This window comes from Allobosea sp. P2_A10 (assembly GCF_056405115.1).
This window is the reverse complement of sequence record NZ_JBFUCS010000015.1, coordinates 21,239-37,042: the sequence shown is the minus strand read 5'-3', so window position 1 is coordinate 37,042 and position 15,804 is coordinate 21,239. Positions and strand designations below refer to the sequence as shown.

The window sequence follows — 15,804 nt, the reverse complement described above, 5'->3', positions numbered from 1 at the left end:
GCGGTCTCGCTTACTGCGTCAGGCGCACCGCGCTGATTTCGCCGGCGATCTGCTTGAACACCGGCGTGAGCTCCGAGGCGTTCTTGACGTCGTAATACTGGCTCGGGCTCGAGGCGCAGGACTTGAGCAGGGCGGCGTCGCCGTCGATCACGCGGATGGTGTAGAGCGTGACGCCTGCCGCCTTGATGGTGTTGCAAGCGGCAGTGGTGCGCGCGTCGATCTCGGTGCCGTTGGTCGTGAAGCGGTTCTCGGTGTTGTCGCCGTCGGTCAGCAGGACCATGAACTTCTTCAGGCGCGGCGTGGTCGGCGCCTGGGCTTCGGTCAGCGGCACGCCAGTCGAAAGCGACGCCAGGCCCCACATCGCGCCGATGGTCACGTTGGTGTTGCCGACCGGGGTCATCGCATTGATCGTCGCGTTGAGCGCCGTCCAGTCGTCGGTCAGCGGCCGCATGACGGTCAGGGTCGGCTGGTCGCAGAAATCGGCCGGATAAAGCGTGGCATAGGCGCCGACCGGGCCGTTGTCCTGGGCGTCATAGGTCATGTCGCGGTCGGAGACGCAGCCGGTCCAGGTCGATTTGCTGATCGTCTCGGTGACCTTGTTCTTGCCGCTGCCCGTCGTGCGGGTCTGGTCGTAGCGCAGCCAGGGCTCGTCCTTGTAGCTCGTTGAGATCTTCACCTGCGTGTTGAAGGGGATGACCGAGAGCTTGATCTGCTGCGGCTCCAGCGTCGCGTCCTTCATGATCTGGATCATGTCGAGCGAGGCCGCCTTCAGCGCGGTCATCTTGCCTGACGACGCCATCGAGCCGGTGTTGTCGAGCGCCAGTGCGAGCTCGATCTTGTTGGTGCCCCAGGCGGCCTGGCTCTTGCTCGAGACCGGAACCGTCGTCTGGCCGATGAGCTGGGCGAGGCGCGTGTCGACGTTGACGTTGGCGGTGATGTTCACGGTGCGCTGCGTGCGGTCGATCGCGATGGTCGCGCTGGTGAAGGACGACGCCGCGTCGCCATGCAGGTTGCCGCGGATCCAGTTGTTGATCCGCGCCGTCGCTTCGGCATCGGTGAGCTTGGGCGCGTCGCGGGCCGCCATCAGCGCGGCCGAGTCGACGGCGGCGTTGAGCTGCGAGCGCACGGTGGCGGCGCGGGAATAATCGATCAGCGCGCCGGCGAGCCCAAGCACTGGAATGATCGCCAGCGCAAACAGCATCATGACGTTTCCGCCTGCGTCCTGCCCGAAGCGGGCGAGCAGCGACTTCGATGTCTTCTTGGCGGTTTCGAGCGTAACCATCGCCGGGTACTCCACAACGCAAAACGGGCGCTTACTGAAGCCAGCGTTGGGCCGCGGAACTTACGAATCCATAAAATGGACCTGCGGAACTCGGCCCTATCAGTGGAATCCGGTAAAGAAACCATCCGCATTTCCCGTAATGCGTGTATTTTACGCCAATGCAACCGGACACGGTCCGCCGGCGCGCCAGCGCCGATCATCCGGCCCTCGCCGAGGATTGATGCAAAATCAGGAAAGGTGATCCGTCTTTTTTCCGGATTTCGATAAAGCCGGCGACAGGGCATGGTGTCGGCATCATTCGGGACGAAAACGGGAGATCGTCATGTCGCAGCCTCAGGCCACCAGCCTCGCCCTTCCCAAGGGCGTCGTCGTCAAGGGCGCAATCGGCCCCCGCTTCGACGAGATCCTCACCACCGAGGCGCTCGCCTTCGTCGCCGACCTGCAGCGCCGCTTCAACGAGACCCGCAAGCGCCTGCTCAGCCTGCGCAAGGAGCGCCAGAAGCGCTTCGACGCCGGCGAGACGCCCGATTTCCTGGCCGAGACGCGCCACATCCGCGAGGGCGACTGGAAGGTCGCTCCGATCCCCGCCGACCTGCAGGACCGCCGCGTCGAGATCACCGGCCCCGTCGACCGCAAGATGATCGTCAATGCACTGAACTGCGGCGCAAAGGTCTTCATGGCCGATTTCGAGGACGCCTCCTCGCCGGTCTGGGCCAACATGATCGAGGGCCAGCTCAACCTCAGGGACCGCTGGGCCAACCAGATCGACTTCACCGACGCGACCACCGGCAAGGCCTACGCGCTCAAGCCCAACCCCGCCGTGCTGATCATCCGCCCGCGCGGCTGGCACCTGCCGGAAGCCCATATCGAGATCGACGGCGAGATCGCGTCAGGCTCGCTGGTCGATTTCGGGCTCTATCTCTTCCACAACGCCAAGGCCGCGCTCGCAGCCGGCTCGGGCCCCTATTTCTACCTGCCCAAGCTCGAGAGCCATCTCGAGGCCCGCCTCTGGAACGATGTCTTCGTCGCCGCCCAGAACGCGCTCGGCCTGAAAGTGGGAACGATCAAGGCGACCGTGCTGATCGAGACCCTGCCAGCCGCCTTCGAGATGGACGAGATCCTGTTCGAGCTGAAGGACCATATGGCCGGCCTGAACTGCGGCCGCTGGGACTACATCTTCTCCTTCATCAAGAAGCTCGCCCGAAACGCCGACTATGTCCTGCCCGACCGTTCGCAGGTCGTGATGACGAAGGCGTTCCTGAACGCCTATTCGCTGCTGCTGATCAAGACCTGCCACCGTCGCGGCGCCTTCGCCATGGGCGGCATGGCAGCCCAGATCCCGGTCAAGAACAACCCGGAGGCCAATGCGGCCGCCTTCGCCAAGGTCAAGGCCGACAAGGAGCGCGAGGCCGGCAACGGCCATGACGGCACCTGGGTCGCCCATCCCGACCTCGTCCCCGTCGCCATGGAGGTCTTCGACCGGCTGATGCCGCAGGCCAACCAGCTCGACAAGGCGCGCGAGGATGTCAGCGTCTCCACGAAGGACCTGCTCGAAGTCCATCAGGGCACGCGCTCGGAAGAGGGCTTCCGCGAAAACATCCGCGTCGGCGTGCAATATCTCGAAGCCTGGCTGCGCGGACGCGGCGCGGTGCCGATCTACAACATGATGGAGGACGCAGCGACCGCCGAGATCAGCCGCGCCCAGATCTGGCAGTTCGTCAATTACGGCGTCGAGGTCGACGGCAAGACCAAGGTCACGCCCGATCTGTTCAGGCGCTGCCTCACCGAGGAGATGGAGCGCGTGAAGGGCGAACTCGGCGCGGAAGCCTACGACAAGGGGAGGTTCCCCGAGGCGATCGAGCTGTTCTCAAGCCTCTCGCTCGCGCCGCAGTTCGAGGAGTTTCTGACCGTGCCGGCTTATGGGAAGTTGTGAGGGACGAATACTATCGTAGAAGCAGAGAGAAAACTTCCCTTACTCGAACCGCTCGTCTTGTTCACGATCTCTCTTTAATTCCCATTCTCGCTGCTTGGCGATTTCTTTGTCAAGCACCATAAGTTTTCCGGTCACGTAGTTGGCCACATTTGGATCGGTATGATGTTGCCATTCGCGCAGCACATTGGCGCGAGCAGCCATGATCTCGGCGCGCGAACCACTCCAGCTTGTCGGAGCGAGCGCTTCGACAATGGCGTCTATGACGGCTGACGTGTCGGGGGCCTGGGCTAGCAACTCGGCGGCGATCGGGTGCCAGCCGAGCACAGCTCCCTCCTCCTGCCTGCCAAAGAGAGGCATGATCCCGGCGAGCAAGGGGTAGCGCGTAGCAGGTGATTTGCTGCACCATTCATGGATAGCCGAGGCGGGCAGCTTGCCGGCCGGGTTTTCACGAGGTCCACTGTCGCGGTGAAAACCAAGTGTAAAGCGCTGTATCTGTTCATCGCCGTAGAATATCTCCAGCACTTCCAATGGATAGAACTTGTGCAAGCTCGCCACAACGCGGGGAAAATTGAAGCTGTAAAAGCGCTGATTAGCGTAAGCGTCTACAATTCTGATGCAGAGTTCTCTGCCGAAGGCGGATGGAACGCGTGCTTTGGCGCACGCAACGATGAGATCAGCCAATCGATGATCGAGCTGTTGATCGTCGTTATGGGGCTGCCAGTACAAAACAAGCGATTGGGCGCAGGCGATCAGCTCAGGTTCAACCGGGCGCTTGTTCGACCGGTTATGAAAGCAGCGCATATACAGGACGCCAAGCGCGATACGCATGCCGTCGGGCGCGACGGCAATGCGATGGAGCAATGCAGCAAGGCGTTCCGCAGCCACCGGCGCGGTCGCGCCGCCATATTGGAGCACGTCGAAAAATCTGACGGATTCGGGACGGGTCTCGATCAACTTGACGAGCCGCTCCATGCCCCGGTCATCAAGACCGAGCGCGCAATGGAGGTAGGGACTCACATCCATCAATTCAGGCACAGCCATAATCGCATCGAGCTGCGCCTCTACGAAGTCCGTGTCGGCGGACTTACTATAGCGAAGGAACCCAGCCAGCACCCCGGCGTGCCGTTGGTCAGGAGCGGCGGTGCTGAAGGCTGCAAGAAGATGCTGCCAGATGGCGCTTCGATCCAGCGCACCTTCCGCAAGCCCCATGCCGCACTCGAACTGGCGTCCGTGGGCACCCTGAACCAATTCTGGTAACAGTGCACGGAACGTCACGTCGTCATTGGCGAGGGAAACGCCGAGGCTTTGCGCCTGTTTCGCGCGAAGCTCATGCGACGCCATCGGCGTTGCATCATCGTCGTTCTCGTCGCCATCGTCCAGGGTGGGATAATCTCCCCCCGACGACAAGACGATCGAGCGGATTAACTCAGGCAGGTTCTTGGGTCGCAGCGCCTCGATTGTCGCGGCTAACCGGGCGGAGATGTTCGGCGTCTCGTTACCGTCGAGATAGCGCTGCACCAACCGCAGCGCCATCCATCCGCGCGGCCAATGCCTGTGGTTAGCAAGTGCCCCCACAAGGTCAAGGAGAGGGTCACGCATGTAGGTAATGTGCCACAACGGGCGCATAGATTGCGCCAACAGGGTCTTGATCTCCGATCCCAGCGGGTCGGCTCTGTCAGCGAATGTCCTGACAATCGCAAGTGCTTCCGTGAACCAAGCCAGACCTTCGTCCACCGTCCGTGGCGTATAGCCATAATCGCGCGGACGCATTCCGAACTCGAACGCGTATCCCGATGACAGGCCGGTGGTCGTCATCATGGCGCGCAACGCACGCACGCCGAGCTTGCGCCGGGTGGGGCTGTCGGCGGAGAGGAAGGTTCGGATGCAATGCGAACGCTGCTCGATGCTGGCATGCGTTCCGGACAGCACCACCTGGAAGAAGGATTCACATATATGCGTGATCGGCTGTGAGCTGTCCCGCTCCTCGTTGGCTTCGGCGAGTCGGACGATCAAGCCTATGGCGCTATCAAACAGCGCTGCGTCATAGGCGAGCGAACGGAGCAAACCAGCCAAGCGCTCGCGCCACCAGCGATGTTTGGTTGCCAGTGCATCCGCATCGAGCTGTTCCAGCGATCGGGCAACGGCGTCCAATGCTCTCAACGGCGTCAGCGGAGCGACATTGCTCAGAACGGTCAGTCCAAGCTCGTTTAGCTCTGCCACATCGCCCAGTAGCGAAGCTGGCGAAAGCCACGCCTCGGCCAAAGCGCATGCTTCTTCACTCTCGTGCAGAAAGCCAAGGCGCCGCGAGAATGACCGAAGCAAGCGTTTGCGCGCCTCGGCGAAGGTTGTGCCGAGCACTTCGAGCGATTGCTCCTGCAAGGCTTCCGCCGCCAGCCGGTTGGCAAGAGCGTGAGGCAAGACGGCTCGCCATGGTCCGCGCGCTTGAATCAGATTGCGACGGCGTAGCTCCGCTACAGAGCGAAGGACGTCGGTTACGCTCATGCCAGCAAGCTGCGCGAGAAGCGGAAGCTCCGCAGCATCGCCGTCGAGATCGATCCCTTGGAACGAATAGACCAGAGCGAACACTTTGGCGGCCTGCAGCAGATTCGGATCATGGGCGTTTCGCTGCCGGAACAGGCGATCAAACAGCTCTTTGCTACGCAAAGTGCTGATGTCCTCGCTGACGCCGACATGCTCCGCCAAGGCCAAAGCCACCCGCGCATTGCCGCCGGACAGCTCGGCGATGCGTTCAGCGCTGCGACTGGACATGGTCGGGTAGCGCGCACGCACCAGCGTCACGATCATATCGTCCGAGGACGGCTCCACCCTGAACACCGATGTGCGCTCGGGCAGGTCATCTTTCACATCGTACTCGACGGTCAGGATGCTGATTTTGCAGTGGGCTTGCGCGCAGATATGCGCGAGCCGGCCGTGGAGATCGGGAGGACAGTTGTCGACAACAAGGATCGCGCTGCGACCCTCAGTGACAAGGTGCGATGCAAGGGCAACCGGCCCTGGATTCGGCTCGTCATTGAGATTGGTGTAGAGAACATGGCGGGGATTGAGGGCGAGATTGCCAATACGGTCATCGAACAAGGCCTGCACCATGCGCGTCTTGCCCGTGCCCGACAGGCCAACGAGCCGAACCGTCGATCGCTCCGGCCGCAGCGCCTCGCGCATCACATCGACGCCGCGTGCAACCTCCATCGGCTCAGCGTTAGGTTGGCGGTCGTCAAAGACCCGTGCGGCGTCGGTCACGATGTATGGGGCTTCGACGCCTTCTTCGGGGTTTGCCCACGCTGCATAGCTTTGCCAGCCCTGGATCGGGCGGCCTACCCTCGTGCGAAGCCATACTGCCATGCCCGGATGCGAACGAACCCACGTCGCGATGCGGTTTCGATCGTAAAAATCCGTATGGAGTGCGGCAGCGTCGCGAACGCCCTCCAAGGCATCACGCATTGCCTTGCGACGCGCTTTCAGCGCCGTATCCGAACAACTGCCGCGAGAGGATGCGATGACGTAGGCACCGCGCGCTGCAATCAGGTCGATCACCGACAGGCGGATCACGCCGCCAGGACGCATTTCGCTGAGAACATCGGCTCGCGGCATGTCGGTGGCCTTCACCTGTATGCCAACGATCGATCTGGGCAGCGCTCCCAACGTTGCCATGCCGGCGGGAAGCTCAACGCGGACATCGACGCCACCGTCCGCAGCGCGTTGCTCTCCACCCCATGTGACGGCAGTCGCGGGCAAACCAACGGCTCTCAGCTCCGCTTCGCAGAGCAGCGCAATCAATTCACGCAAGGCCACGTCGTCGAGCCGTGCGACGTCATCGCTGCCTATATCAAGCATGGAAATCTCTGAATGTGGCGCAACTATTGTCTAGGTCTACCAGCCAGAACTCGACTTCAAAAATGCTCTTCGTTGCCTATCAAAGTTATCCCCACCCACCCAAACCTCCCGTATGATACTACCACCTCATCCCCGAGGGGCGGCCGTCCGGAGGCATGCTGACAGCCGGGATGAGCGCGGCGCCTGCGGTCGGGTTTGCACCCCGGTCCCGGGAGGCTTCGGGGCACCGCCCTGGGGGTACTACGGCCCCTGCGCGAGGAGCTCGCTGGAACGGTCTGAGGCATCACGCCTTCGTCCCATGCCCGAATAGACGCGACAACCCGATGAGGGGAACTGGCGTCGAAAGGGCTCGCGGCGGAGGATGGCCAACGACCCGATAAGCGCGGCCCGGAGTCCAAAATCGCCGACGAGCGGAGCGCCACGGGGCGTGCGGCGGGTGGCTCAATCCTGCCGCGCCGCGACCTGGCTCAATGGTTGCGGCTTTATACCCTCGCGCCTCGCGGCGCTCCGCTGCCCCTACCAACCGACGCTGAAAAGCGGGCGGGGATTTCGCGCGCCCGTTCCGTCATGGTCGGGCTTGTCCCGACCATCCACGTCTTGCGCCGTCGAGGCTTGCGACGAAGACGTGGATGCTCGCGACAAGGGCGAGCATGACGGGGAGCGCATCATTCTCGGGCAAACCGCAGCGCAGACCCGGGAATCCCGGGCCGGAGGAGACGTCTTGTCGAGGCCCACTCGTCACGGGATGCTCGGGTCAAGCCCGAGCATGACGGCGGGTGCAGCCCCCTACCCTGCGCTTTGCCGTTGCGGGCGCGTTCCGGCACCTCGCAACGCCCGCCGCCGTCGCAAGGGCGCCAGCAGATTGACCTCGATCGCGCCGGCGCTCGTTGCCGCCAGCGCGGCAAGGCAGATCGCGAGTTTCGAGTATTCCTCCATCGCGCCCTCGATCCAGATAGCGTGGACCGCGCCGGCCGCCACGACCGCGACCGCCAGCACGCTGTGCGCGATGCGCCAGGGCGCGACGCCCAGCCGGACCTTGCGCCGCGTCGCCGCCAGCACCGCCGTCAGCACGAGGCACCACAGGCTGATCACGCCATAAAGCGAGAACGGCGTCGGCGCGGTCAGCAGCAGCGCATCGGTGACGTCGTCGGGGCTGTAGGCATAGAGCGCGCCGACATGCAGGGCGACCAGTGCGACGATCGCGATCCCGCCCAGGCGGTGCCAGCGCACGCCGTCGCGGGCGGCCAGCAGCGGCGGCGCTGCGGCCATCAGCAAAGGCTGGACGAAGAGCAGGCTCATCACGACGACGCCGGCCATGCCGCCGACGAGCCAGAGAAACTCCCGCCCGCGCAGAAGCGGGCTCAAGGCGGCGATGACGACCGGCGCGGCGGCGAGGACCGCGACCGCTATCCAGGCTGCGATGCGGCGGCGGCCGTCAGCTCCGGCGCGGCTCATTCGGTCCGGTCGGCGCGAGGACGAAATCCGCCGTCAGGGTCTTGTCGTAGCGGCTGCCCAGCACCGGCCGCAGGAACAGGGTCGCAAAGCCGGGATCGTCATAGGCGATGTGGATATGGGGCTGGCCGAACTGCGGCACGATCGGCGAGATCTCGAGCTGGTAGCGCCCGTCCGGCCCGGTCATGACGCTGCCGCGATTGGTCGGCTCGCGCTCGCCGCCACGGTCGGTCGCGGCCCAGATCTGGACCCGGACATTGGCCAGGGGCTTGCCGTCGCCGGCGCGCCGCACCACGCCAGAGGCGGTGAAGCCGGTGCCGAGGTTCTGCACGCGCGGCGCATTGGCGATGTAGTTGTTGGCGCCACCCGACATGGTGCTGGTCGGCGCAAAAGCGCCGCTCGCCGCCGACTGCGCGCTGGCGGGCGCCGAAAAGCGCGGCAAAGCAGCGGCTGCTCCGACGGCGGCGGCGCCCGCCAGAAGGGTTCTGCGATCCGTGACGATGATCTTGCCGGTCATGGTCTGGTCCTTCGCTTTGGAGGGGCGTCCGCAGCCTTGATAGGCGCGACTTGAAGCGGCCATGCCGACCGCCCGCGGGGCTGATAACGTTTGTGTGAGACTAGCCGGTCCATCCGTGAAGTCCATCGGCGGGACAAGCGTCCCGATCACCTTCTCGTCATGGCCTGCCAGGCGAGCCCGGACGTAACGATGACGCGGGATTTCGCGACGCCGCCGACGCATTCTACACTCCGCCGGACCATCAGCCGACCATGCAGCCGCACCCGTGACCGAGATCCTGCCTTCGCCAGCACTGCGTCCCCCGCCCCGGCCACGGCGTGTCTTCGTGCTGGGCGCGACCGGCACGATCGGCCGCGCCACCGTGCAGGCGCTGGTCGCGCGCGGCCATGAGGTCGTCTGCCTCGTCCGGCCGAAAGCAGGCGTCGGCGGTGCGCTGGAACGCGACGACAGCGTCAGGCTGCTCGCCGGTGCGAGTGTGCGGTTCGGCGATGTCACCGATCCCGCCTCGCTGGCGGCGGACGGGTTTCGCGGCGAGCGTTTCGACGCGCTGGTCTCCTGCCTGACCTCGCGGACGGGCGCTCCGGCGGACGCCTGGGCGATCGATCACCGCGCGCAACTGCATGCGCTTGCCGCCGCGCGTGAGGCCGGCGTCATGCAGATGGTCCTGCTCTCGGCGATCTGCGTGCAAAAGCCGCTGCTCGCCTTCCAGCACGCCAAGCTCGCCTTCGAGGCAGCGCTGATCGCGTCTGGCCTGACATATTCGATCGTGCGGCCGACCGCCTTCTTCAAGTCGCTGTCGGGGCAGATCGAGCGCGTCAGGCAGGGCAAGCCGTTCCTGGTCTTCGGCGACGGCCGGCTCACCGCCTGCAAGCCCGTCGGCGACGGCGATCTCGGCGCCTATCTCGCCGATTGCCTCGACGACGAGAGCCGCCACAACCGCATCCTGCCGATCGGCGGGCCGGGCCCCGCGATCACGCCGCGTCAGCAGGGCGAACGCCTGTTTGCCCTGCTCGGGCGCGAGCCCAGGTTCAGGCATGTCCCGCCGGCGCTGCTGGACGCGATCATCTTCGGGCTGTCAGCCATGGGCCGCGTGGTGCCGGCGCTGCGCGACAAGGCCGAACTCGCCCGCATCGGCCGCTATTACGCGACCGAATCGATGCTGGTCCTCGACCCCGCGACCGGGCGCTACGACGCCGCAGCGACGCCCGAGACCGGAACCGAGACGCTGTTTGATTTTTACGCGCGCGCAGTCATGGGCGAGGCGTCGGCGCAGCGCGGCGACCATGCGGTGTTCTGAGCCCGATGGTGCGACACCGCCTCTCGCATTGGTGATCGCAGCGCCAGCCGCGTGGCTTGTGAGGCGCGCGCCCCGCCTCCTACTCTGCCGAAAATCGTCAAGAATAGTCCTCGGGAGGATCGATCATGCTTCACCGCCGCACATTGCTTCAGGGAGCCGCGCTTGCGGCCGCAACCACGCCGTTTGCGACAGGCGGCGCGACGGCCGGCGAGCCCGAGATCTGGAGCGCCGACTACACCGCGACGAAATCTCCCGGCGTCGAGCTTGCGATCTATCGCAAGCGTGTCGGCGCGCCCGACGGCAAGGCGCTGCCGGTGCTGTTCTTCGTCCACGGCTCCTCGGCATCGGGCCGCCCGACCTATGATCTGACGATCCCCGGCCGCGACGACGTCTCGATGATGAACGTCGCCGCGCGCTGGGGCTACGATGTCTGGACCATGGACCATGAAGGCTACGGCAAGTCCTCGCGCACTTCGGGCAATTCCAACATCGCCAGCGGCGTCGCCGATCTCAAGGTCGCGGCCGACCTGATCCAGCGCGAAACCGGGCAAGCGCGCATGCACATGATGGGCGAAAGCTCCGGCGCGCTGCGCGTCGGCGCCTATGCGATGGAGCGCCCGGACCGGGTCGGACGGCTCGTGCTGCAGGCCTTCACCTATACCGGCCAGGGCTCGGGCACGCTGAGCAAGCGCGCCGAACAGGCCGAGTATTTCCGCACGCATAACCGCAGGCCGCGCGACGCCGGGATGCTCAACAGCATCTTCACCCGCGACAAGCCCAACACCACCGACCAGGACGTGATCGACGCGTTCATCAAGGCCGAGCTGCCCTTCGGCGACAGCGTGCCGGCCGGCACCTATCTCGACATGACCGTCAACCTGCCGGTGGTGCATCCAGACCGCGTCAGCGCGCCCGTGCTGATGATCAGCGGGCAATATGACGGCATCGCCTCGATGGACGACATCTGCGATTTCTTCAAGAAGCTGCCCAATGGCGACAAGCAGCTGACCATCATTCCCGGCGCGGCCCATACGCTGGTCTCGAGCAAGCAGCGCTTCGATTTCTGGCGCGTGATGAAATCCTGGCTGGAGGGCTGACCGAGGTTTTTGCGTCGGCTTTGACATCGCCGTTCCCGCCGCGCTCAATCGCGCCTCAACCGGGAACCAGAAATCGTGCGGCGTCTCCTGCTCTGCCTGTTGCTCGCGCTGGCGGCCTCACCGGCCTTGGCCAAGACGCTGAAGCCCGAGCGCCGGATCGAGGCGACGGACGATTTCGCCGGGAAGAAGGACGGCAAGCCGGCGCGCGACGTCAGCGGGCTCGCCTGCATGCCGCCGGTCGCGGGCCAGCGCCGCTGCCTGCTGATCAACGATGAGAACCGCGCCGCGCAGTTTGCGACGCTGAGCGGCGGCGAGATAACGCCGCGCGAGATGCTCCCGCTGCTGGGCGACACTCCATCGCCGGCGACGCTTGGCGCGCCGCCTCATTCGATCTGCCCGAAACCCGGCGGCTTCACCGATCTCGACGGCGAGGCCGTCGCCTTTGCCGATAGCGTCTTCTATGTTGCGGGTTCGCATGGCTGCTCGCGCAACAAGGGCGAATTCCGTCTCTCGGCGTTCCATCTCGCCCGGATCAGGGTCGATGCCGCCGGCAGGCCCGCAGGCCCGGTCGAACTGACCTATCGGCTCAGCGACATGTTGCTTCAGGCCGGCGAGGCCGGGGCCTCCTTCGGTCGCAGCCTGAAGGAGAGCCAGGGCCTCAATATCGAGGGCATCGCGGTCACCGGCGACACGCTTTGGGCGGGCCTGCGCGCGCCTTCGATCCGGAGCCAGGCCGTCCTCGTCGGCGCAAGTCTCGCCGACCTTTTCGCGCCCGGCTCGCAGCCCGCGCAGACGCGCCCTCAGGTGGTGATGTTTCCCGCCGGACCTGATCGCGGCATTCGCGACCTCGCCGCGCTCGCCGACGGCCGGCTGCTTGCGCTTATCGGCCCCACGCAGGAGCAGGACCTGCCCTATTCGCTGATCCTCGTCGATCTCCGCAATCCGGCAGCGCCAAAGCTGCTCGGCGATCTCCCCTCGCGCATCGACGCCAAGGCCGAGAGCGTCACGCTGCTTGCTGAACGCACCGAGAGCCTGAGCGTGCTGATCGCCTATGACGGCCCGAAGAACGGCCATATCTCGGAATATCGCCTGTCGCTGAAGTGAGCCCGAATCGGCTAGGCAGGCGCATGATCTCGTCCTCGGCCTTCCTCGCCCGCCTCTCGGACACCGTCGCGCGCTATCGCGCCGAAATCGCCGGGCGCGGCGAGCATCTGGCGCTGCTGCGCTGGCAGATCGCGCAGGGGCACGCCCTCGACGACCGCGCAACCCTGCCCGGCCATCTCACCACCAGCGCGATCGTGCTCTCGCCCGACCATGCGCAGGTGCTGCTGATCGACCATGTCGCGATCGGGCGCTGGCTCCAGCCGGGCGGCCATTACGAGCCGGCGAAGCATTTCCATCTCTCGGCCGCGCGCGAGGCGATCGAGGAGACCAGCGTGACTGGCCTCGCCTTGCATCCATGGCATGAGGGCGCGGATCTGCCCTTCGCGATCGACAGCCATGACGTTCCGGGCAAGCCGGCGCGTGGCGAACCCGACCATATCCATCATGATCTGCAGTATCTCTTCCTCGCCGATCCATCGCTTGAGCTCGTCGCGCAAGCGGAAGAGGTCTACGCCGCCGCCTGGAAACCGCTGTCGGAACTGGCCGGGATCGCGCCGCGCGTGCTGGCGCGGCTCGAAAATGTTGCAGCGCCGCAACATGTAACTTTATTACAGTCCGGCAGCCCGTAGTGGCCTCGCCCAGCGCGCGGCGCTCTGGCATGCTGATTTCGTCAACATAGCCGAATCAAACTCTTGCAAATCATTCGCATTTGCATAAAGTTCGGTATCCCAACCGGAACCTGTCCATGTCGTTCAAGCCTGTCGCTCTCGCCTTGATCGGCGCCACTTTTGCCGCCACCGCGTCCCTCGCCGCCGACCTGCCCTCGCGCAAGACAGCCCCTCTTTCGCTGCCGGTTCTGTCGGCCTGTGCCGACGGCGAGAGCATCCCGACCGACGCCTTCGGCTTCACCACCGGCTCGGATGTCGCGGAGAAGGGCTCCTTCGGCCCGAGCCTGACCTATGGCGGGGCTTTCGGTACGCGCGCCGGCCAGCTCAACAGCCATGGCGCGATGCTGCAGGGTTCCTACGGCGCGGCGCCCTGCCTGGAGGTCGGCCCGTATCTGCTGGGCGGCTACACGGATGCGTCCTTCGGCGGCGTCAGCAGCGATGCGCGCAGCTTCGGCGCTGGCGTCGAGATGAAATACCGCCTGTTCGGCCGCGACCTGCACGGGCTCGGCCTGACCGTGGTGCTCGACCCCAGCGTCAACCGCACCGACCCCGACGGCGCCGGCCGCTTCACCAGCTACAACACCGGCATTCGCCTCTTCGCCGACAAGACGCTGGTTCCCGGCAAGCTCTACGCGGCGCTGAATCTCTCGCACGACCTGACCTGGACGGGGCCGACGCCTTATGGCCGCTCCTCGACCTTCACGGTCGGCGGCTCGCTCGCCTGGCAGGCGGTCGAGGGCGTGTATCTGTCGGGCGAGGTCCGTCACCAGCGTCGCTACAACGACCTCGGCTTCGGCACCGAAGCCGGCTACGCCACTTTCGCCGGTCCCGGCGTCTACTGGCAGGCGACCAAGCAGCTCGCGCTCTCGGCCGCCTACAACGTCCAGCTCGCCGGCAAGGCCAAGGGCCAGCCGGGCGATCTCGATCTGGTCAATTTCAGCCAGCACCTCGTCAAGGTGAAGGCCGCCTACAGCTTCTGAACGGCCAAACAGGCTCTTCCCATTTCCGGCAAAGGCGGCTGCGGCGACGCAGTCGCCTTTGCCGTGTCTGGGCCGGCCAACATCGCGTTGACAGGCTCGCCACTGCTGGACTAGCGTCCGCCCGACATACTCCGCCCCAGTATATTTAGCCGGATGCCACATACGCCCGAAGAGAAGAAACGCGCGGTCACCCGGCTGCGCCGGATCAGGGGACAGGCCGATGCGCTCGTCCTCGCGGTCGAACGCGGCGACGATTGCGGCGCGCTGCTGCAGCAGCTCGCGGCGCTGCGCGGGGCCGCGACCGGGCTGATGGCGGAAGTGCTCGAAAGCCATCTGCGCGAAACGGTGCTGGGCACGGGGCGTGGACAGCCCGCGCCACCTGCCGGCGAGGCGGAGATCGCCGAGATCATGCGCGCCATCCGGCCTTACCTCAAATGACCCCGACAACAAGAACAGAAGGACACACCCGATGAAGACACGCGCCGCCGTCGCCTGGGAAGCCGGCAAGCCGCTCACCATCGAGACCATCGAGATCGGCGGGCCCAAGCCCGGCGAGGTGCTGGTCGAGGTCATGGCGACCGGCATCTGCCACACCGACGCCTACACGCTGTCGGGCATGGATTCGGAAGGGAAATTCCCCGCCATCCTCGGCCATGAAGGCGCGGGCATCGTGCGCGAGATCGGCGCGGGCGTGACCTCGCTCAAGGTCGGCGATCACGTCATCCCGCTCTACACGCCCGAGTGCCGTTCCTGCAAAAGCTGCCTGTCGCGCCGCACGAACCTGTGCACCTCGATCCGCGCCACGCAAGGCCAGGGCGTGATGCCCGACGGCACCTCGCGCTTCTCCTGCGATAATGGCCAAAGGGACGGGACGATCTTCCACTATATGGGCTGCTCGACCTTCGCGAACTTCACCATCCTGCCCGAGATCGCGCTCGCCAAGGTCCGCGAGGACGCCCCCTTCGACAAGATCTGCTATATCGGCTGCGGTGTGACGACCGGCATCGGCGCTGTCATCTACACGGCCAAGGTCTGGCCGGGCGCCAATGTCGTCGTCTTCGGTCTCGGCGGCATCGGGCTGAACGTCCTGCAGGGCGCGCGCATGGTCGGAGCCGACAAGATCATCGGCGTCGACATCAACCCCGCGCGGCAGGAGATGGCCCGCAAGTTCGGCATGACCGACTTCATCAACCCCACCGAAATCGGCAACGACAAGGTCGTGCAGGCGATCGTCGACCTGACCGGCGGCGGCGCGGACTTCTCCTTCGACGCGACCGGCAACACCAACGTCATGCGCCAGGCGCTCGAGTGCTGCCATCGCGGCTGGGGCGAGTCGATCGTCATCGGCGTCGCCGAGGCCGGCAAGGAGATCGCGACGCGGCCGTTCCAGCTCGTCACCGGCCGCGTCTGGAAGGGCACGGCTTTTGGCGGCGCGCGCGGGCGCACAGACGTGCCGAAAATCGTCGACTGGTACATGGAGGGCAAGATCAACATCGACGACCTGATCACGCACAAGCTCGCCCTCGACGAGATCAACCACGGCTTCGACCTGATGCATGAGGGCAAGTCGATCCGCAGCGTGGTTGTGTACTGAGCGCCGCTTTCTGGCCGCATCAATAAGG

Annotated in this window: 12 protein-coding genes; 8 read left to right on the top strand and 4 right to left on the bottom strand. The window is 65.3% G+C overall.

Translation table 11 applies throughout. The features are described 5' to 3' along the window. Nucleotides 1-10: 10 nt before the first annotated feature. Entirely contained in the window at nt 11-1,282 is a 1,272-nt protein-coding gene (locus AC1DZY_RS19570) for a TadE/TadG family type IV pilus assembly protein (protein WP_476821820.1), read from the bottom strand. Between the two features lie 322 nt (nt 1,283-1,604). Here AC1DZY_RS19570 and aceB point away from each other — a divergent pair, with 322 nt between their 5' ends. Then, on the top strand, nt 1,605-3,215 hold the full coding sequence (gene aceB / locus AC1DZY_RS19565; RefSeq protein ID WP_476821819.1) for a malate synthase A: 1,611 nt from the start codon (nt 1,605-1,607) through the stop codon (nt 3,213-3,215). A gap of 39 nt (nt 3,216-3,254) precedes the next feature. Here aceB and AC1DZY_RS19560 read toward each other — a convergent pair whose 3' ends face one another. From AC1DZY_RS19560 to AC1DZY_RS19550, 3 genes are all read right to left on the bottom strand, one after another. Next, nucleotides 3,255-7,067, bottom strand: coding sequence for a hypothetical protein (locus AC1DZY_RS19560; RefSeq protein WP_476821818.1), 3,813 nt, complete (start codon nt 7,065-7,067; stop codon nt 3,255-3,257). Between the two features lie 786 nt (nt 7,068-7,853). Continuing rightward, nucleotides 7,854-8,522 carry a ferric reductase-like transmembrane domain-containing protein gene (locus AC1DZY_RS19555; protein WP_476821817.1) on the bottom strand — a complete coding sequence of 223 codons (669 nt, stop codon included), beginning with the start codon at nt 8,520-8,522 and terminating at the stop codon, nt 7,854-7,856. Next, a complete protein-coding gene (locus AC1DZY_RS19550) occupies nt 8,503-9,036 on the bottom strand; it encodes a peptidase associated/transthyretin-like domain-containing protein (protein WP_476821816.1) in 534 nt (177 codons plus the stop codon). Before AC1DZY_RS19550 ends, AC1DZY_RS19555 begins: the two co-directional genes overlap by 20 nt. A 325-nt stretch (nt 9,037-9,361) precedes the next feature. On the opposite strand from AC1DZY_RS19550, the gene AC1DZY_RS19545 reads away from it, so the two are divergent. The 7 genes from AC1DZY_RS19545 (at nt 9,362) to AC1DZY_RS19515 (ending at nt 15,776) form a co-directional block, all read left to right on the top strand. Then, nucleotides 9,362-10,333, top strand: coding sequence for an NAD(P)H-binding protein (locus AC1DZY_RS19545; protein ID WP_476821922.1), 972 nt, complete (start codon nt 9,362-9,364; stop codon nt 10,331-10,333). A gap of 125 nt (nt 10,334-10,458) precedes the next feature. After that, on the top strand, nt 10,459-11,430 hold the full coding sequence (locus tag AC1DZY_RS19540; RefSeq protein ID WP_476821815.1) for an alpha/beta hydrolase: 972 nt from the start codon (nt 10,459-10,461) through the stop codon (nt 11,428-11,430). A 75-nt stretch (nt 11,431-11,505) separates the two neighbouring features. Next, a complete protein-coding gene (locus tag AC1DZY_RS19535) occupies nt 11,506-12,534 on the top strand; it encodes a DUF3616 domain-containing protein (protein WP_476821814.1) in 1,029 nt (342 codons plus the stop codon). A 23-nt stretch (nt 12,535-12,557) separates the two neighbouring features. Next, a complete protein-coding gene (locus AC1DZY_RS19530; protein WP_476821813.1) occupies nt 12,558-13,163 on the top strand; it encodes an NUDIX hydrolase in 606 nt (201 codons plus the stop codon). A 116-nt stretch (nt 13,164-13,279) separates the two neighbouring features. Continuing rightward, a complete protein-coding gene (locus AC1DZY_RS19525) occupies nt 13,280-14,182 on the top strand; it encodes a hypothetical protein (protein ID WP_476821812.1) in 903 nt (300 codons plus the stop codon). A 153-nt stretch (nt 14,183-14,335) separates the two neighbouring features. Then, nucleotides 14,336-14,620: a metal/formaldehyde-sensitive transcriptional repressor gene (locus AC1DZY_RS19520; protein WP_476821811.1), complete on the top strand. Its 285-nt coding sequence runs from the start codon at nt 14,336-14,338 to the stop codon at nt 14,618-14,620. A gap of 31 nt (nt 14,621-14,651) precedes the next feature. After that, complete coding sequence (locus AC1DZY_RS19515; protein ID WP_476821810.1) at nt 14,652-15,776, top strand: S-(hydroxymethyl)glutathione dehydrogenase/class III alcohol dehydrogenase; 1,125 nt, start codon at nt 14,652-14,654, stop codon at nt 15,774-15,776. Nucleotides 15,777-15,804 lie beyond the last annotated feature (28 nt).